Here is an 18,968-nt window from a genome sequence, read left to right on the forward strand (position 1 = left end):
ACGCCAGAAAGTGGATCGGGGCCGGCCCGCGCTGCCGCCGGCGCCCTCACCGCGTACTAGAAACCGTGCTGCAGGCCCAGCCGGAAGATAGATTGCGTGCCGGTCGAGGATTCGCCGCCGGCAATCGGCAGCCAAGCCTTGGCCGAGGCGCCGCCGTCGGCCTTCTGGTACACCGCCGCCAGATACAGGGCGGTGCGTTTCGACAGCGTCTGGTGCAGCGTGAGATTGAACTGGTGCGCCTTGTTGTCCGACAGCGCCGCATTCCCTTTCATATACGTGTACGCCGCGACGACGTTGAGCGCGGCCGCCACCGGGAACAGCGCCCCGGCCTCGATGGCGTCGATCTCGGCGCCGCTCAACGTGTTCTTGGTGTTGGTGTAGAGCGCGTCGAGCGAGACCCCGCTACCGACATCGTAGCGCCCGCCTGCACCCCAGTTGCGGATGCCGTCACTGCCGCCGTTGATGCTGGCGTATTTCACATCGGTATAGGCCGCGTTCAGGCTCAGCGCGCCAGTGCTGTAGCTGGCGCCTGCACTCTTGGCGCCGCTGCGCGAACCGCCGCCGGCCTGCTCGCCGAAGGCGTACAGCATGCCGAAGCTGAGGTTACCGAGCGCCGGACTGTCATAGCGCACCGCGTTGGCGAGATGCTGGGCGTCGCCGACGCGGTCGAAGTCGAACGAGCCGCCCGGCACGTTCGGTATGCCAAGCGCATTGAACGGCCCCTGGCGCAGGTTTTGCAGCGAGATGAAGCGGAACATCGGTCCGTAGCGCTTCAGCGCCAGTTCGGTAAACATGAAGTCGGACTGGCTGCCCGCCTTGATGGAACCCCATTGCTGGCTCTGCAAGCCGACATAGGCCTGGTGGGAAAACAGGCCGCCCACGGATTGGCCGTCGTCGGCGGCGAACTGGTTTTCCAGCTTGAAGACGGCGGACAGGCCGCCGCCCAGGTCTTCCCTGCCGGTGAAGCCAATCAGATTCGGCGACAACACGCCGGTCGCCAGCGTGGTGTTGGAGTTGCCCCCGATGTTAGACACGTGGCTCACACCAGTGTCGATGACACCGTAAATGTTCACGTTGCTCTGCGCCTGCGCCACGCCGCACAGTGCCAGGCAAGCTGCTACTACGCTTGAATTCTTCATTACTCCTCCAGGTAAATTGATATTATTTTTTTCAGCGCTTCCTGCGTCTTCAGTTCATCGTGTCAACTCTCCTAGCGTTGTTTGTGCGTTAGCAACTTGGCGCACAGGAAGCCGGAACCGGCGCCGGTGCCGGCACCGGGCCAGGTGGAGGCGCCGACCATGTACAGGTCGGCGACGGGGGTGCGGTAGCGCGAGTAGCCGAAGGCCGGGCGGAACAGCATGTTCTGGTCGAGGTGGTGGCTGCCGCCCAGGCTGTCGCCGCCCACCAGGTTCGGATTGTCGCGTTCCAGGTCTTGCGGCGACAGCACCGCCCGCGCCAGCACGTTTCGCGACAGGCCCGGCGCATAGGTCTCGAGCAGCGCCAGCACCCGGTCGGCATAGGCTTCCTTGATATCGTCCCACTGCCTGCCGGCGATCTCCCCGGCGGCGTCGCCGCGCACCGTTGCAGGCAGCACCCGCACCTGTATCCAGAGTACGTGCTTGCCCGGTGGTGCGCGCGTAGGATCGATGGCGCTCGCTTGCCCGACCACGATGACCGGCACGCGCGGCAGCAGGCCGTCGATGGCCTCGGCGTAGGCGGCCGTCATCGCCGCCATCGACGGCGCCAGGTGGACGTAGGCGTACTGCTGCAGCTCCGCGCCGGCACGCCATTGCGGCAAGGCGTCCAGCGCCAGGTGGATCATCATCGTGCCGGGCCCATGGCGGAACTTTGCACGCTGGCGCCGGGCGGCGGCGTTGGGGGACTTCAGCAGCGCGCCGTACAGCACTTTCGGGCCGAGATTGGCGATGACGGCGCGGCGCGCGAGCATGCGCCGTCCGTCCGCCAGCAGTACACCGCAGGCGCGACCGTCCTGCGTCAGGATCTCGCGCGCCTCGGTACCGAGCAGCACGTCGCCGCCGAGTGCCCGCAAGGCCGACAGCATCGCCTCGATCACCGTGTCCGCCCCACCCTGCCCGATGACCATGCCGGCGCTCTGGCAAGCCATCGCTTCAAGGTAGGGAAACAAGGCGCCGCCGGCCATGTCGGGCGGAAAGTCCAGGTGCATGCCCCACACCGCCAGGGTCGTCTTGAGCTGATCGTTTTCAAAGTGCCGGTCCAGCCAGGTCCGCGGCGACAGGGTCAGCAGCCGCACCATGCCTGCGACCCAGGCCGTACCCCGGTCGCGCCAGGCACGCCACAGCACGCGCAGCAGCGCCAGCGAGGGCATCGGCGCGGCCAGCAGCTGGAACAGCGGCGGCGCGTCCGCGCCGAAGGCGGCCGCCAGTTGGCGCCAGCGGCGGGCATCCGTGGCGCTCAAGGCCTCGATGCGGCCGGCAGTCGCCTCCAGGTCGCGTTCGACGCCAAGCCAGCGGCCGTCCGGAAATGCGCTGGCGAAAGTGCGCTCGGCGGGGCACAGGCGCAGCCCGTGCGCCACCAGCAGTTGCTGGTGTTCGGCGAAGAATGGCGAACCGGCGAACATGCTCAGGTTCATGGCGTAGAGGTCGTGTCGAAAACCCGGCAAGGTCAGCTCGCGCGTCTTCACGGCGCCACCGGCCATGTCGCTTTTTTCCAGCACCAGCACGCGCCACCCCTTGGTGGCGAGGTGCAGCGCCGCAGCCAGCCCATTGATCCCGGCCCCGACCACCACTGCATCATAGTCGTGGTGTTGAACCTGCATGGGACACTCCTCGTGGTTGATCGAAACGTTGAGTGGATCGTTGAGCGGATCGGCGTTCAACGCAGCGCCTTGGCCAGCAGATAGCCCGAGCTGCCGCTCAAGCCCGGACCGGGATGGGTCGAGGCGCCAATGTGGTACAGCCCGGGTATATGGGTACGGTGGTTGACCGTGCCGGGGAACGGCCGCCACACGAGGAACTGGTCGAGGTCGCAGGCGCCGCCGTAAGGGTCGCCGTCGACCAGGTTGACATTGAAGGCCGCCAGGTCGGCCGGCGAGTACACCTTGCGGCCGATTACCGTCGCGCGGAAGCCAGGCAGATGCCGGCACAGGATCTGCTCGACCCGGTCGGCATACTCTTCCGTGATGCGGGTGCCCCAGGCGCCATCTTCGGGCACCGCCAGTTCACCCTTGGCGTCGCCCACTATGCGGTGCGGCATTTCGAGCAGTTGCAGCCACAGGATCGCGCCGCCCGGCGGGCAGCGGCTCGGGTCCACCACGCTGGGCTGGCCGAGGCAAATCGTCGGTTCAGCCGGCAACATGCCCCGTTCGGCCTCATTGCACGCCTTCGATACGCTGTCGATGCCGCCGCTGATGTGGATCAGCGCCACCTGGCCCAGTTCCGCCGCAGACCACGCCGGTGCAGCGGACAGCGCATAGTGGATTTGCATACAGCCCTTGCCAAGGCGGTAAGCTGCGGTGGCCTCGGCCACTGCGGGGGCGACCAGGTCGGGCGTCAGCAGCCGCCCGTACAACTGTGCCGGGGTGACGCCGCAGATGACGCCCTTGCGGGCGCGCACGGTACGGCCGTCGGCCAGCGTGAGGCCGCGCGCGTTGCCCTTGCCGTCCAACAGCACCGAGGCGACGTCGGCGTTCAGATGGATCGCGCCGCCGTGGTCGCCGATCAGTTTTTCGAAGGCCAGCAGGAATTGCTGCGCGCCGCCGCAGACCACCGGCGCGCCGGCGCCCTCCACCGCGTAGACGATGACCTTGGCCATCTGCGCCGAGAATGCGCTCTCCGGCGTGAGCCCGGCGTGCAACACCCACGGCGCCAGCAGCGCCTTGACCAGGTCGGACTGGAAGCGTGCGTCGAGCCAGCCGCGCACCGTGCCGAGCGCCTCACCGAAGAACGCAACCAGTCCGCGCGGCCCGCGCCGCCAGGCCTGGCGCGCCAGCAGTCGCAACGTAGCGAACGACCACAGCGGGCCACCCAGCAGTGCAAACAGGAACGGCGCATCCCTGTCGAGCTTGCCCATTTCCTGGCCCCAGCGGGTGCCGTCGCCCGGCGCCAGCGCCTCCATGCGGGCGATGTTCTGGTCGCGCCGGGTCGACAGGATGGTGTAGCGGCCGTCCGGCATCAGCGCCCCGGTCGGCGTCTGCGTGTGCGCGAAGCGCAGGCCGCGCCGCTCCAGGTCGGGGCCCAGTTCGGCATAGGCAGGCGAGGTGATGAACAGCGCAAAGGTGGTCGCCATCACGTCGTGGATGTAGCCCGGCGCGATCATCTCCTCGCTGCGTATGCAGCCGCCGATGCGGTCGTTGCGTTCGTACAGCGCAACGCGCTGGCCTTGCCTGGCCAGCATGGCGGCTGCCACCAGCGCGTTGATGCCGGTCCCGACGATCACATAGTCTACTTCTTCCAAGATAAGTCTCCTGTGCAGCCTCCAGGGGCCGCTTATGGTTGTAACTGGCCGCCGCGCTACGGCGTGAAAGTATTCATTGCATGTACCGCATATAGATATTATTAAGTGGCAACATATCAGTCCAATAGATTATTAATATCTTCAGAATAAATATGGCGCATGGGAGCTGCAACGCCGCTATGGTGGTTTTGTTGACCGCTCTTATTTCGCGGGGGTGCGCGCAGGTATCATCAACACGGCGCCGGCCGCGATCAAGGCGGCAATCGAGAAGCCATAAAAGTTCCAGTGCGACCCGATGGCGAGGCTGGCAATGAAGCCGCCCAGCAAGGGGCCGCACAGCGCGCCGATGCGGCCGAAGCTCAAGGCCCAGCCGGTAGCGGTGGCGCGGGCAAACGGCGCCACGTAGTTGGCCAGGTAGGCGGTCAGGATCAGCGACGCCGACACGCTGCCGAAGCCGGCGACCGCCACCAGCGCGTAGTTGGTCCACAGCGATCCACTGAAGGCCAGCGCCGCGATGCCGGCGGCGCCAAGCAGGTACGACCCCGCGACCACGGCGCGCACGCCGAAGGCGTCGGCAATGCGGCCGAGCAAAATACCGCCGACCGCCGAGGCGAAACTGAAGACCGCCAGGAACGACAGGCTGTCGCCGAGGTCGTAGCCACTCTTGCGCATGATTTGCGGCAGCCATTGCGTCAGGCCGCACACCAGCAGCAGGCCCATGAACAGCGCCACCCAGAAACAGGCGGTGGCGAAGATGTTGGGCCGGGCGAAAATTTCCTTCACGCCCGGGCGCCAGCCCAACTGCGTCGCAATCCTGGACGCACCGCCGTGGCTACCGGCGACGCCCAGCCGGGTGGCCAGGGCCCTGGCGCGCTGGTGCAGTCCCCTGGCGCGCAGGAACTCGATCGATTCCGGCAGCAACCAGACGATCAAGGGGATAAAGAACAGTGGAAACACGCCGACGGCCACCACGCCGCGCCAGCCATAGATCGGCAGCAAGCCTTTTGCCGTCAGCGCGGCGGCGAAGATGCCCAGCGAGTAGCCCGAATACATCAGGCCATAGTTGAAGCTCTTGCGCGACGCCGGCGAATACTCGGTGGTCAAGGCGGCAGCGATCGGAATGATGCCGCCCAGGCCCAGGCCGCCCAGTAAGCGGCTGACGCCGAACCACAGCGGCGTCGGCGCCATGGCGACACCGACCATGCTCAGCGTAAACAGCGCGAGGCAGCCGACAAACATCGGTTTGCGCCCGTAGACGTCGCTCATGGTGGCGATCACCAGCCCGCCGACCAGCATGCCGACGATGGTGTAGGCGCCGAACGCGCCAAGTTGCAGCGGGGTAAGCTGCCACGCCGGGTCCACCGACAACGACGGCAGGATCGCGCCGATGACGCCGACGTCATAGCCTTCCGCAAAAATCCCGAGCCAGCATAAAAACAGGGTCAGGTAGGTGGTTCTGGCAGGAACATCCGTGGTCTTTTTAATTGTTTGCATTCCATGTCTCCCATGCGCTCCAACTTTCTTATTGCGTCACCCCGTAGCGCATTTGCCGCGCCACCGTGGCAACCCGCTGGCCCAGGCAGAATGCCGTGGCGCGGTCGCTTTCCGGCGGCGCCTGTTCGGCGCCCTGGTCGACATTCGACTGCGCCATCGCGCCGAGGAAGCTGCCCAGCCGGTTCAGATCATCGACGCTGCCCTGGGTCGAGTTGTTGCCCGCCCGCAGCCCGAGGCTGACCCACAGCATGCCGTGCTGGGCGGCGAAAATCGCCAGTTGCACCAGGGTGTTGAGCTTGTCCCCACTCTGGCTGGCCGAGTTGGTGAAGCCGGCGGCCAGCTTGTCGCGCCACTGGCCGCGCGCCAACCGGCTCTCTTCCATGAAGGCCTTGAAGCCGGCCGACACGCTGCCCATGTAGGTCGGCGAACCGAACACCAGGGCGTCGAAGCGCTGCAACTCCTGCATGCGCAGGATCGCCGTGGCGGCGTCGAACAGCTCGCCGTTCGCGCCGCTCTCCTCGACCCCGCGCAACACCGCCTGCGCCAGGGTTGCGGTGTGTCCCTCGCCGCTATGGAAAATCACGGCGACGCGGATGCCACCGCAGTCCGGCGCGGCCATCTCAGTAACGCCCGGTCAGCAAGCTGCCGGCGTCCGGCACCCGGGTTTCCAGGCCCAGCATGGTGAGCATTTTCCAGGTCGTGCACACCGCTGCCGACACCACCGGGATGCCGGCCTGCGCCTCGACCAGCGGCACCGCGGCCAGCGACGGCATCTGCACGCAGGCCGAAATCACCAGCGCGTCGATGCCCTGCAGCGAGACGTTCTTGTAGATGTCCAGCAACGCCAGCGGGTCGCGCGCGCCCACTTCGAGGTTGTCGGGGATCTCCAGCGCACAGTAGTCGTGCACGTGGATCTCCTCGCTCTCGATGTAATCGACCACCAGCTTGGTCAGCGGCTTCATGTAGGGGCAGATCACCGAGACGCGCTTGGCGCCCATCGCGTGCAAACCCTCGATCAGCGCGCCGGCGCTGCTCACCACCGGCGCGGCGCCACCGTTTTGCACCGTGCGCGCATGCAAACGCTGCTCCGACTGGCGGTGGTAGCCGGTGCCCATGCTCATGATGGCGACCAGGCAGGCATAGCCCATCACGTCGACGCGGGCGTCGGAGAGCTCGTCGGCGCAGCGGTCGGAGTCGCGGTCCATCGCCTCCAGTTCCTCCTTGGTGACCTTTTTCATGCGCATGCGGCTGGAATGGAAGGTGAAGCGCTCAGGCAGGATCAATTCGCGCGCGCGCAGCATCGCCGGGATCTCGGTTTCCATCGTGGTGTTCGAACTGGGCACGATCTGGCCGATACGGAAGCGCTTGGCGGCTTGCTGGTTCATATTGGTCGTCATCTCACACCGCCACGACAGGGTTGCGCAGCTCGCCGATCGACTCGACACCCAGTTCCACCACGTCGCCGGGCCACAGCCACTCCTGCGGACTGCGGCCGGCGCCCACACCCGACGGCGTGCCGGTGGCGATGATGTCGCCCGGCTCCAGGGTGATGGCCGAGCTGATGTCGGCGATCAGGGTCGGGATGTTGAAGAGCAGGTGGCGGGTATTCGACTGCTGCTTGATCTGGCCGTTAACTTTCAGCCACAGGTCGAGGTTGTGCGGATCGGTCACTTCGTCGGCGGTGACGATGCACGGGCCCATCGGCGCGAACGTGTCCTGGCCCTTGGAGAAGATCCATTGACCGGCGCGGCGGCAGTCGCGCGCGCTGACGTCGTTGATGACGGTGTACCCGAACACGGCATCCATGGCGTTTTCCTGGCTGACGCGGCGGCAAGTGGCGCCCATGACCACGGCCAGCTCGACTTCCCAGTCCAGCTGCTGGGTGATCTTGGCGTTGTGTTCGATGGCGTCGCCAGGGCCGATCACGCTGGTTGGCGGCTTGGAGAACACCACCGGTTGTTTGGGCAGATCGGACGAGGTGTCGAGCGTGCGGGCCGACTCGGCGACGTGCTCGACGTAGTTCAGTCCGATGCCGAAGATGTTCTTGCGCGGACGCGGAATCGGCGCCAGCAGGCGCACATTGGCTGCCGGCGTGGCCACGCCTACCGGCCAGTTGCCGGCGAACTTGCTGACCAGCTCGCGGGTGCGATCGAGCGAGGCCGGCGCGGCGTCGATGAAGTCGAGCATATTGTCGGGCAGCGTGACGCCGGCGGCGGCGCCCAGGCGCTCGATATCGATGGCAAAGCCATCGACCAGTGCGCCAAGGCGGGTCTGCAGCTTACGGGTCTGGAAGGTAATCAGTTTCATGTTGTTCTCTTTTCTTTTGATTGAACTACTGTTGCGCTGTCACACGCTGGTGGCCGCCGTTGTCGTCCCATGCCTCTTCGCGATACAGGCCGAGCGCACGCATGACGGGAAAATCGTTGAAGGAAAACAGGCAGGCGTCCTCGCTGGCCGAGCCGTTGGCGTGCTCGTGCACTTCCCACGAAGGCACGCAGAAGATGTCCTTCTCCTGCCAGTCGAGGCGTTTGCCGCCGACGATGGAATAGCCGCTGCCCTTGGCCACCTGGTACATCACGCTGCCGGTGTGGCGGTGCGCCCTGGTGTGTTCGCCCGGGCGCAGCATCTGCATGCTGGCGCCCATGGTCGGCATGACCGGCCCGCCCGTCACCGGGTTGACGAACTGCTGGATAATGCCGTCGTAGGGTGAGCCGTCGCTGACCCTGGCGTAGTTCTGCAGCGCCTCGTAGGTGGCGTCCCACTGGTACTTGAACAGCGGCGAATACGGCTTGTCCCACTTGAAATTGACGGGCATCAGGCCGGGGCCGCCGAAGGTCAGCGTCGAATCGTCCACCGGGAAGGTGGGCTTTTGCACCAGGTCCGGATGCACGGCGTAAAAATTGGCCTCCAGGGCGTTGACCAGCGGGATGTCGAGGCCGTCCTGCCACACGCACCACTCACCGGACTCCTCGACCCCGTGCTGGTGCCAGGTGCCGTTCGGCGTCAGCACGAAGTCGCGCGCGTTGAGCGTCATCTTGTGGCCGTCGACCACCGTGTAGGCGCCGGCGCCTTCCATGATGAAGCGCAGCGCCGAAGCAGAATGGCAGTGCGCGCTGGCCTCCTCGCCGGGCCGCATCACCTGCAGCCCGGAATACAGCCAGCCGACGCTGGCGCTGACGTCGCGCCGGCCCGGATTGGTCAGCATCACGACGCGCCGGCCGGCCTGCTCTGGCGTCACCAGGTCGACCGAGCGCAACACCAGTTCGCGCAGGTCGCGGTAGCGCCACAGCGTCGCTTGCGACGACGATTTCGGGAACCACGGCTCGATCTTGTTGGCCACGGTCCACAGCGCGCCGGCCTCGTGCTGCGCCAGCTGGCGGTAATATTCCTGCAGTTCAGGGGTGTCCTCGACGTTGGCCCGGCCGATCATATTTTCACGCATGACGTTCTCCTGCTTGCAAGTCGGCGGCGGCGCCGTCGGTTTCATCGGGGTGCGCGCGGCCGGCCTCGCTGCTGGCAGGCGCGGCGCCGTACAGGGTGATCGGGCGCTGCGGCGCAGTGTTGACCTTCAGCTCGAAAATGTCGAAGCGGTTGTAGTGGCCAACGATGTCGTGCATCTGCTTGAGCTGGATGCAGCGTCCCAGGTCGATTTCGCCGTAGACGATGCCCTCTTCGTCGAGCAGCGGTTCGCCAACGACGCGGCCGTCGGGGCCGATGATGGCCGAGAACGCGCTGTTCTTGCGTTCGAGCAAAGCACGCACGCCCGGCTTGGCGCGCTCCATCGCGGCGATGATTTCCTCCGACACCGTCGAGCAAGAGACCACGGTAAATACCTTGCCCTCGAAGCTGTGCGCCATCGCCCGCACCTTGATGGCCTCGGCCATGTCGTAGTCGGGCGGCGCCACCGGCAGCGAGATATAGTTGGCCACGTGGACCAGCTCGCCCTGCGCCAGCAGCGCGTAGCGCGCCAGCGTATTGGTGTTCTCGCCGCAGGCCAGCGCGCCCAGCGGACCGATGTCGGTCTGATGCACCTTGAGGCCGCTGGCGTCGCCCGGCGCCCAGGTCAGTTTTTCCGCCCAGGTCGGCACCAGCTTGCGGTGGCGGCCCAGCAGGCGGCCGTCGGCGCCGATCGTCAGCACGGTGTTGTAGATGGTTCCCAGGCTGTGCGCGGCGCGCTCGTTGACGCCGATGACGACATTGATGTTGGCCTTGCGCGCGGCGCTGCACAGGGCGTCCACTTCCGGCCCCGGCACCAGGATGGCGCTGCGGTACAGCCGTTCGAACCAGGCGCTGCCCTCGAGCGGCGTCATGATCCAGCTCCAGTACGGGTAGCCGGCGATGAACACTTCGGGGAAGGCCACCAGGCGGGCGCCGCCGGCAGCGGCCTGGTGGATCAGCGAGACCGCCTTGTCGACGGTCGCCGCCGTGTCCAGGAACACCGGCGCGGCCTGCACCGCCGCGGCGATGAACTTCGGTAATTCAAGCATGGTATTTCCTCCAAAAAGTTTTTTAGTGCGCCGCCAGCGTGGCGTCGGACCAGTTCCAGCCCTGCAGCAAGGTGGCCAGCTGCACGCCCTCCTCGTCCTTCAGGGCCGCCTCGCGCAATTGCCGGATGCGGCTGACGCCGTCGTCATTAGCCAGCAGTTTCGGCAGCAATCCCTCGATCAGCTTGAAATTGCGCATGCCGCGCGCGTGGGTATCGCCGTAGCCCTTCACCAGGCGCTGACATTCGGCGATTTCCAGCGCCATCGCGTAGTGCGAGCCGGCGTTCTGCTCGATATGCGCGAGCCAGTTGCACATTTCCGCGTGTTCGCGCTGGTAGCGCAGCGACTTCGGCCGGGTGCCGCGCAGCGCCGCCACGCCGTACAGCAGCAGGAAGCCGCGCAGCGAGGTGGTGCGCACCACGCGCCCCTTGCTGGTAGCGCGTTCCAGAGCGTTGCGCAGCGCGCCCGGACGCATCAGCAATGTGCCCAGCCAGACCGGCAAGGTGTCGGCGATCTCGTCGAGGCGCGGATGGAAATACTCGTTGATGTGCAAGACCTGGTCGGCCTTGGCCTTGACTTCCTTGTTGACGCGCTCGAAGCGGGTGGCGCGGATTTTCAGGTCCGCCACCCGCACCGTGTCCTCGTACGACATCCACAGCGCCAGGTAGCGCGCGGTCTCGACCAGCAGCGGCGCGTTGCTGTCGCCGCGCCGCTGGTCGATGTCGCGCAGCGGCGCCAGCCGTTTCAGGTAGAGCTCGGCATAAGCCAGGCTCTGGTAGTCGGCCAGGCGCCGCACGGCGGCCTTCAGGACCGTGCCGGCCACCGCCGGGAACTCGGCGGCGATGCGCTCATCCATCGCCTTGAGCAGGCCCTGGGTGCGCTCGACAACCGCCGGACGCGCTGCCGGGGTCTGCGGGGCCGGGCCATTTTGCGCCAGGTCGAAGCCGGCGCCGAAGGCTTTCAGGCTGCTGTCGACGCCAACGCCGGCGCGGCGGATCGCCGCTTCGAACTGCTCGCGGCTGAAGGGCAAGGCGCCGGTGCCGGCCAGCGCGCCGAACAGGGCCGCGCTGATGACGCTGCCGTTGCGCTCGGCCAGCACGGCGAAATCGCCGTAGACGAAACGCTTGGCCGCCTTTTGCGCCGCCGCGATAAAGGGCGCGGGATCGACGCGGCCGTCGCCCATCGCGCTCTTCTCGGTCATCGAATAGACCCGGTTGGTGGACGCGACCAGGGTGGTCTCGCCGGGGCTGACCAGGCCGCGCTGCACGGCGCGCCCCATTTCCATCAGCTCGGAGGCGACCACGATGTCGACGTCGCCCGGCACCGGCATCAGCGACAGCACCGGCGCTGGCGCGTGGCCGTTGGCCGACGCCGCCTGCGGCAGGAACTCGACATAGTAGATGGTGGTGCCGGTGCGCTGGGCCACGCCGGGCACCGAAGTGCTCTGCGCCGGATAGCCCTGCTGCTCGGCAAGGTCGACGATCCAGTCGGCCAACACACCGCCGCCCTCGCCGCCCATGGCGAGGATGGCGATGCAGATCGGCCGCACCTGGGGCGCCGGCTTGGCGGACTCGCCCGCGTAACGGGCTTCGGTGAAGGTAGTCTGGTTTGGCATGGTGTTATGCATGGCTCAACTCCCGGGTGGCAAGGCGCCGTTGCAGGAAGCCGATCACGGCCGTGGCGACGCGCTTGCTGAGCTTGTCGAGGCGGGTCGGATTGCTGATGATCTGGGCGCGATAGAAGGACGGACAAAGAACGGCCGCGTGCGCCACTTCGCCGCACACGCCGCAGCCGACGCAGCTATCGAGCACGGTGGCGACCGGGTCGCGCCGCAGCGGATCGGGGTTGTCCTTGACCGACAGCGAGGGGCAACCGGACAGGCGGATGCAGGAGTGGTCGCCAGTGCAGGTGTCGGAATCGACACCGAAGCGTTCGCGCACCACGCGCTTGCCCTCGCCGGCGAGCTTGCGCATCAGCGGCTTGACGCGGCGCTGCTTGTTGAGCATGCACTCGGACTGGGCAATGATCACCTTCGGACCGCTGACCTTGGTGGTCAGCGCCTCGCGCAGCGTATCGCGCATGGTGGCGATGCCATAGGTGTTGGTAATCACGCGGACCCACTCGACACCGACGCCGCGCACCGCCTTCTCGATCGGCAGGTTGGTGATGCGATGATCATTCTCGGCCTTCGACGACAGGATGTCCTGGCCACCGGTCGCGGCCGAATAGCCGTTGTCGATGATGACGAGCACGTTGTCGCTCTTGTTGAACACCGCGTTGCCGACGCCGCTGGTCAGGCCGTTGTGCCAGAAGCCGCCATCGCCCATGATGCTGATGGTGCGGCGCGAGGTTTCAGTGGTGTTGAAGGCCGAGGCGCCGGCCCAGCCCAGGCCGTAGCCCATGGTGGTGGCGCCGAGGTTGAACGGCGGCAGGATCGAAAACAGGTGGCAGCCGATGTCGCAGCTGATATGGTGGGCGCCGATTTCGCGCTGCACCAGCTTCATCGCGGTAAAGATCGGCCGCTCCGGGCAACCGGTACAGAACGACGGCGGCCGTGCATGCACGTCCATCACCGGGTCCAGTACTTCCATGGCGACCGGCGCCGTTACTTTCACTGGCACTGGCGCAAGAGCTGCAACCGGTGCGGACGCCTGCGACGGCGCCGCCGACGCCATCTCGGCGGCGCTGGCCACGCGCACCGGAATCGTCAGCGGGCGTGGCGCCAGCGCGGCGCGCACGCCTTCCGGCAGGCGCTCGCGCACCGCCAGTTCGGGCCGGTAGCGGTCGAAGAACTTGACCAGCGCCTTCAGCACCACCGTCGTCGTGTAATCGCCCACGCGCGGCAGGAAGTCCTTGCCGTGCACGCGGGTCTGCATGTCGACGCGGCGCAGGCTGGTATTAACCTCCTGCTCGATGAACTCCGGCTGGCCCTCCTCGATCATCAGCACCGCCGCCTTGCCCTGGCAGAAGCCGCGCAATTCCTCGTCGATCAGCGGGTAGGCGACGTTCATCACATACAGCGGCACTTCGGTATTGCCTTCCACATCGGCCAGGCCGATCAGTTGCAATGCGCGGATGACCGTGTTGTACATGCCGCCCTGGATCACCAGGCCGTCGGCGCCGTCGGGATCGCCGAAGAACTCGTTGAGCTGCTCGCGGCGGATGAACTCCACCGCCGCCGGCCAGCGCTTGTTGATCTTTTCGTCTTCGTGGACGAAGCTGGCAGGTGGCAGGACGATGCGGCTGATATCGCGCGACGGCTTGTTCATGGCGTCGGCCAGCGTGAAGGCGGGACGCACATTGTCGCGGGCGATGAAATGGCCATGCATGTGGCAGGCGCGGATGCGCATCTGCAGCATCACCGGGGTGTTGCTCGCCTCCGACAGCTCGAAGCTTTTTTCGACGGCACGGACGATCGACGGCAGGTTCGGCCGCGGATCAAGCAGCCACATCTGCGACTTCATGGCAAACGCGTGCGAACGCTCCTGCATGATGCTGGAACCTTCGCCATAGTCTTCGCCGACGATGATCAGGGCGCCGCCGGTGACGCCGCCCGACGACAGGTTCGACAGCGGGTCCGAGGCAACGTTGGTGCCGGCCGTGGCCTTGAAGGTGATGGCGCCGCGCAGCGGGTAATTCACCGACGCCGCCAGCGTCGCCGCCGCCGTTGCCTCGCTGGCGCTGCTCTCGAAGTGCACGCCCAGCTCTTCCATGATGTCGCTGGCGTCCGCCAGCACATCCATCAAATGCGAGATCGGCGAGCCTTGATAGCCGGCCACATACGACACGCCCGATTGCAGCAAGGCCTTGGTAACGGCCAGGATGCCTTCTCCGGCAAAGACTTCGCCCTCCTTGGCGCGCAGTTTCTGCACTTCTTTCTTAAATGATCTTTCTGCCACGAATATCTCCCGCTGAATAAACCTGATCCCCTCCGTCTCCGCCTTTCTTGAAGGGCGGTTGAACGGGCTTGAATACACCTTGTGACCGAGTGTATTGGCGGGTTAGAATATCAGTCAAATAAATAAATAAACTATGGAGAATAGGTAGCATGGATATCCTTGAAGCCGACCTGAACTTGCTGCGCGTGTTCCACGCGATCGCCGAAGAGCAAAGCCTGACCCAGGCGGGCAACCGCCTGCGCCTGTCGCAACCAGGTGTCAGTTACGCGCTGGGACGGTTGCGGGCGATGTTCAACGATCCCCTGTTCGTACGGTCGGGCAACACCATGCAACCGACTTCCGCGGCGCTGGCGCTGCGCGAGCCGATCCGGCGCGCCATGTCGGCGATCCAGGACGCGCTGCGCCACGGCGAGGATTTTGATCCGGCCACCAGCACCCGCACCTTCCACCTGACGATGTCGGACATCGGCGAGATGGTGTTCCTGCCGCCCGTGTGCGAGCGGCTGCTCGAGGTAGCGCCGCATGTGCGCCTGGAAGTCAGCCAGTTGCCGCTGGGGCAGATCGAGGAAGCGTTGCGCAGCGGCCGGGTCGACCTTGCGGTCGGCAACCTGCCGACGCTGAAACCGGCTACCCAGTGGCATGCGCTGTTCCACGAAGCCTACGTCTGCATCAGCCGCAAGCGGGCCGGCGAGACCCGGCGCAAGTTAACGGTCGCGGAATACACGGCCATGGCGCACGTGTTCGTGGCCTCGGCCGACAACAGCCACCGGCTGATCGAAGATTTTTTGCGCGAACACAACATCCACCGCAACATCGTGTTGCAGATACCGCATTTCAGCGTGGTGCCGCAACTGCTCCAGCGTACCGACTGGGCGGTGACCTTGCCGCGCCGGGCGGCGCAAAACCTCAACAACGGACGCCACTTCTCGATCTTCGAGCTCCCCGTGGCGATACCGGAGGTCGAGGTGACCGTGCACTGGCATGCAGACTTCGACGAGAGCCAGGCAAATCGCTGGCTGCGCAAGCTGCTGATCGAAACCCTGTCCACCTGATCCAGCGCCGCTATCGGATAGCGCGTCGCGCGCAGGCACCCACAATGACTTTGAAGGAGTCGTTCATCATGAATAAGGCAGGCAGCACTCAAGCGGCAATCGATCGGTCCGGCGCGACCGCGTTCAGGGAACTCAACGACGAAGAATGGCGCCTGGTCTCCGCCTTGCACCATGCCGGCGACGGCGGTGCCCCCCAGCGCGGCCGGCCCCGCGCAGCGCCGCGCGCCATGGTCAACGCCGCGCTGTGGATATTGTGGAGCGGCGCCGGCTGGCTGACGCTGCCGCCGCACTATCCGTCGCCGAGCACCTGCCGGCGCCACTTCGAGCGCTGGCTGGCCGACGGCACCTGGCATGCGATGACGCAGCGCCTGGCAGCAGGCGGGCGCGTGATGGACTGCACCAAGGCTGTCGCCGCAAGCGACCAGAGCGACGGCGTAGCGCCGCTGCGCGCCACCTTCTACAGCGCCTTGATGGGCTGAATTTACTCTATGGCGCGACGCCGCAGCCGCCGCGCAACAGCCTGACCCGGGTGTCCTACTCTGCCGCCTGGGTTCCGCGGAAACGCAGCAGCGCTGCGCGCAGATCCTCTGGCAGCGCCATCGCGCCACCCTGGTGCACCGAGGTCGCCACCAACACGCTGTGCAATTCAAAGCGGAGCTGGTCGCCGTCGACGCCGCGCACCATCAGACCGATTGAAGAATTGCCAATCCGCTCCACTGACAACTGCCACTCGATCTCGCTGCCAAAGACGCCGGGCGACTGGAACGAGCAGTCCAGCTTGACGGTGGGCAGGCCGAACTTGCGCGTCGTGATGAACTCGGCATAGTTGATCCCGAGCGCCTCGTCGAACCAGTCCTCCACCAGGTCGTTCAACTGCACCAGGTAGCGCGGAAAAAACACCATGCCAGCCGGATCGCAGTGTGAAAAACGCACCTTGCGCGTCTGGCGGAACAGATTGGGCTGGGCGGTAACAGGCATGTTCATGGTTCGACCTTGGCAGTAAATGATGGGGACACGGGAGCGGCGCCGACGCGCGCGGCAAGGCCCGCACCCGGTAATTTGGACAGCATAAATTGGGCTGGGCGCAACGTCAAATCGGCCATAAACATAGTGCAAATCGACCCTCCTTATTTCTGCGATGCGCAATGGTTTTTTTCTTGTGGCACAAATTTTTATCCAATATATTTGAAGCTTAAAGTATTTAGATAACTGGAAACGAGGTAGAAAAATGAAGATTCTCTGCATAGGTGGCGGACCTGCCGGCCTGTATTTCAGCCTGTTGATGAAGCTGCGCAATCCAGCCCACGAGATCACTGTGGTCGAACGCAACCGCCCCTACGATACCTTCGGCTGGGGCGTGGTCTTCTCCGATGCGACCATGGACAATCTGCGCCAGGCCGATCCGGTCAGCGCCGAGACCATCTACGCCGCTTTCAACCGCTGGGATGACATCGACGTGCATTTCAAGGGCCGCACCATCACTTCCGGCGGCCACGGCTTCATCGGCATCGGACGCAAGCGCCTGCTCAACATCCTGCAGTCGCGCTGCGAGGCGCTGGGCGTGAAGCTGGTATTCGAAACCGACGTCAGCGACGACCAGGCCCTGGCGCTGGAATACGACGCCGACCTGGTGATCGCCTCGGACGGCTTGAACAGCCGGGTGCGCACCCGCTATGCCGAGACCTTTGAGCCCGACATCGACCTGCGTCGTTGCCGCTTCGTCTGGCTCGGCACGCGCAAGCTGTTCGACGCGTTTACCTTCGCTTTTGCCGAGACCAAACATGGCTGGTTCCAGGCCCATGCCTACCGCTTCGACGCCGACACCTCGACCTTCATCGTCGAGGCGCCGGAGGAAGTCTGGCGCGCCGCCGGCATCGAAGACATGTCGCAGGCCGACGGTGTGGCCTATTGCGAGCGCCTGTTCGCCCCGTGGCTCGACGGCCAGCCGCTGATCAGCAACGCCACCCACCTGCGCGGCTCAGCCAACTGGATCCGCTTCCCGCGCGTAATCTGCCAGAGCTGGGTGCACTGGAACGAACTGGCCACAGCGACCGGAACCCGCCAGGTACCGGTGATCCTGATGGGCGATGCCGCCCACACCGCGCACTTCTCAATCGGCTCCGGCACCAAGCTGGCGTTGGAGGATGCCATCGAACTGAGCCGCTGCCTGGACGCCTATAACCAGCCACAGGCCGACGCAGCCGCGCCGCCGATCGACGTGATGCAGGCGGCGCTGAAGCGCTACGACGCCGTGCGCAGCGTCGAGGTGCTGAAGATACAAAACGCCGCACGCAACTCGACCGAATGGTTCGAGAACGTGTCGCGCTACGCTGCGCTGGAGCCGGAGCAGTTCGCCTATTCGATGTTGACGCGCTCGCAGCGCATCTCGCACGAAAACCTGCGCGTGCGCGACCCCGACTACGTCGCCGGCCTGGAAAACTGGCTGGCAGAGCGCTCCGGCATGGCGCCACAGGCGACATCGGCGGCACCGGTACCACCGATGTTTACACCCTATACGCTGCGCGGCACCACCTTGCAAAACCGCGTGGTGGTGTCGCCGATGCTGACCTACTCGTGCAGCGAAGGCGTGCCGGGCGACTTCCACCTGGTGCACCTGGGCGCCCGCGCGCTGGGCGGCGCCGGCATGGTGATGGTGGAAATGACGGCAGTGTCGCCGGATGGCTTGACGACGCCGGCCTGCCCGGGCCTGTGGAACGACGCCCAGCAACAGGCATTCGCCCGCATCGTCGATTTCGCCCACGCCAATTCTTCCGCCAAAATGGGCTTGCAACTGGGACACGCCGGTCCCCGCGGCGCGACCGAGCCCGGCGACGGTGGCCAGCCGCTTGGCGACGGCAACTGGCCGCTGCTGGCTGCCTCGGCGCTGCCCTATCACGCCGGCGTCTCTGCACTGCCCAAGCCGATGGACCGCAGCGACATGGCGCGCCTCTGCCAGGACTTCGCGGCCGCCGCCGAACGCGCCGCCGCCGCCGGCTTCGACTGGCTCGAGCTGCAATGCGGCCACGGCAATCTGCTGTCGAGCTTTATTTCGCCGCTGACCAACCAGCGCGACGACGAATACGGCGGCAGCCTGGAAAACCGCCTGCGCTTGCCGTTGCAGGTATTTGCCGCCGTGCGCCGCGCCTGGCCGCAGGACAAGCCGATCTCGGTGCGCATTTCGGCGCACGACTGGGTCGAGGGCGGCATCACGCCCGACGACGCAGTGGCCATCGCGCGCAGCTTCAAGGACGCTGGCGTCGACCTGATCGATTGTTCCTCGGGCGAGGTCAGCGAACACCAGAAGCCGGTGTACGGGCGCATGTACCAGACGCCGTTCGCCGACCGCATCCGCAACGAGGCGGGCGTGCCGACCATCGCCGTCGGCGCCATCTTCGAGGCCGACCACGTCAACAGCATCATTGCCTCAGGCCGTGCCGACCTGTGCGCCATCGGCCGGCCGCACCTGGCCGACCCGGCCTGGACGCTGCGTGCAGCCGCTGCGCTGGACTACCGCCAGCAGCCATGGCCGGCGGCCTACGAGGTGGCTCGACAACAGTTCGAGATCAACCTCAAGCGGGCCAGCATCCTGCCAGCCTAAGCCGCTT

Annotated in this window: 15 protein-coding genes; 3 read left to right on the forward strand and 12 right to left on the reverse strand. The window is 65.8% G+C overall.

What is annotated here, in order from left to right; all coding sequences use genetic code 11:
* Positions 1-56: 56 nt before the first annotated feature.
* From DUPY_RS09160 to DUPY_RS09210, 11 genes are all read right to left on the reverse strand, one after another.
* Positions 57-1,139 (reverse strand): porin, encoded by a 1,083-nt coding sequence (locus DUPY_RS09160; RefSeq protein WP_070247526.1) that lies wholly within the window; start codon positions 1,137-1,139, stop codon positions 57-59.
* Between the two features lie 71 nt (positions 1,140-1,210).
* A complete protein-coding gene (locus DUPY_RS09165) occupies positions 1,211-2,797 on the reverse strand; it encodes a phytoene desaturase family protein (protein ID WP_070247622.1) in 1,587 nt (528 codons plus the stop codon).
* A 56-nt stretch (positions 2,798-2,853) separates the two neighbouring features.
* The gene (locus tag DUPY_RS09170; RefSeq protein WP_071651611.1) at positions 2,854-4,434 is read right to left on the reverse strand and encodes a phytoene desaturase family protein; all 1,581 of its coding nucleotides are present in this window, start codon (positions 4,432-4,434) and stop codon (positions 2,854-2,856) included.
* A 201-nt stretch (positions 4,435-4,635) separates the two neighbouring features.
* Complete coding sequence (locus DUPY_RS09175) at positions 4,636-5,928, reverse strand: MFS transporter (RefSeq protein WP_070247527.1); 1,293 nt, start codon at positions 5,926-5,928, stop codon at positions 4,636-4,638.
* 28 nt (positions 5,929-5,956) lie between these two features.
* On the reverse strand, positions 5,957-6,547 hold the full coding sequence (locus DUPY_RS09180) for a flavodoxin family protein (RefSeq protein WP_070247528.1): 591 nt from the start codon (positions 6,545-6,547) through the stop codon (positions 5,957-5,959).
* Position 6,548: 1 nt separating this feature from the next.
* Entirely contained in the window at positions 6,549-7,325 is a 777-nt protein-coding gene (locus tag DUPY_RS09185) for a maleate cis-trans isomerase family protein (RefSeq protein WP_275531533.1), read from the reverse strand.
* Position 7,326: 1 nt separating this feature from the next.
* Positions 7,327-8,235 (reverse strand): fumarylacetoacetate hydrolase family protein, encoded by a 909-nt coding sequence (locus DUPY_RS09190; protein ID WP_070247529.1) that lies wholly within the window; start codon positions 8,233-8,235, stop codon positions 7,327-7,329.
* Positions 8,236-8,260: 25 nt separating this feature from the next.
* Complete coding sequence (locus DUPY_RS09195) at positions 8,261-9,370, reverse strand: cupin domain-containing protein (protein WP_070247530.1); 1,110 nt, start codon at positions 9,368-9,370, stop codon at positions 8,261-8,263.
* Positions 9,363-10,415: a carbon-nitrogen hydrolase family protein gene (locus DUPY_RS09200; RefSeq protein WP_070247531.1), complete on the reverse strand. Its 1,053-nt coding sequence runs from the start codon at positions 10,413-10,415 to the stop codon at positions 9,363-9,365. The genes DUPY_RS09195 and DUPY_RS09200 overlap by 8 nt, the downstream gene beginning before the upstream one ends.
* Before the next feature lie 22 nt (positions 10,416-10,437).
* A complete protein-coding gene (locus tag DUPY_RS09205) occupies positions 10,438-12,027 on the reverse strand; it encodes an indolepyruvate oxidoreductase subunit beta family protein (protein WP_084640640.1) in 1,590 nt (529 codons plus the stop codon).
* Between the two features lie 4 nt (positions 12,028-12,031).
* Positions 12,032-14,311, reverse strand: coding sequence for a thiamine pyrophosphate-dependent enzyme (locus DUPY_RS09210; protein WP_070247532.1), 2,280 nt, complete (start codon positions 14,309-14,311; stop codon positions 12,032-12,034).
* Positions 14,312-14,460: 149 nt separating this feature from the next.
* On the opposite strand from DUPY_RS09210, the gene DUPY_RS09215 reads away from it, so the two are divergent.
* Complete coding sequence (locus DUPY_RS09215) at positions 14,461-15,363, forward strand: LysR family transcriptional regulator (RefSeq protein ID WP_070247533.1); 903 nt, start codon at positions 14,461-14,463, stop codon at positions 15,361-15,363.
* A 68-nt stretch (positions 15,364-15,431) separates the two neighbouring features.
* Positions 15,432-15,842: a transposase gene (locus DUPY_RS09220; RefSeq protein WP_167359056.1), complete on the forward strand. Its 411-nt coding sequence runs from the start codon at positions 15,432-15,434 to the stop codon at positions 15,840-15,842.
* Positions 15,843-15,897: 55 nt separating this feature from the next.
* Here DUPY_RS09220 and DUPY_RS09225 read toward each other — a convergent pair whose 3' ends face one another.
* Positions 15,898-16,347 (reverse strand): acyl-CoA thioesterase, encoded by a 450-nt coding sequence (locus tag DUPY_RS09225; protein WP_229255303.1) that lies wholly within the window; start codon positions 16,345-16,347, stop codon positions 15,898-15,900.
* Between the two features lie 244 nt (positions 16,348-16,591).
* Between DUPY_RS09225 and DUPY_RS09230 the strand changes: the two genes are divergently transcribed.
* Positions 16,592-18,961 carry a bifunctional salicylyl-CoA 5-hydroxylase/oxidoreductase gene (locus DUPY_RS09230; RefSeq protein ID WP_070247535.1) on the forward strand — a complete coding sequence of 790 codons (2,370 nt, stop codon included), beginning with the start codon at positions 16,592-16,594 and terminating at the stop codon, positions 18,959-18,961.
* The last annotated feature ends 7 nt before the right edge of the window (positions 18,962-18,968 follow it).

It is taken from the genome of Duganella phyllosphaerae (assembly GCF_001758785.1).
Taxonomy (GTDB): Bacteria; Pseudomonadota; Gammaproteobacteria; order Burkholderiales; family Burkholderiaceae_D; genus Rugamonas; species Rugamonas phyllosphaerae.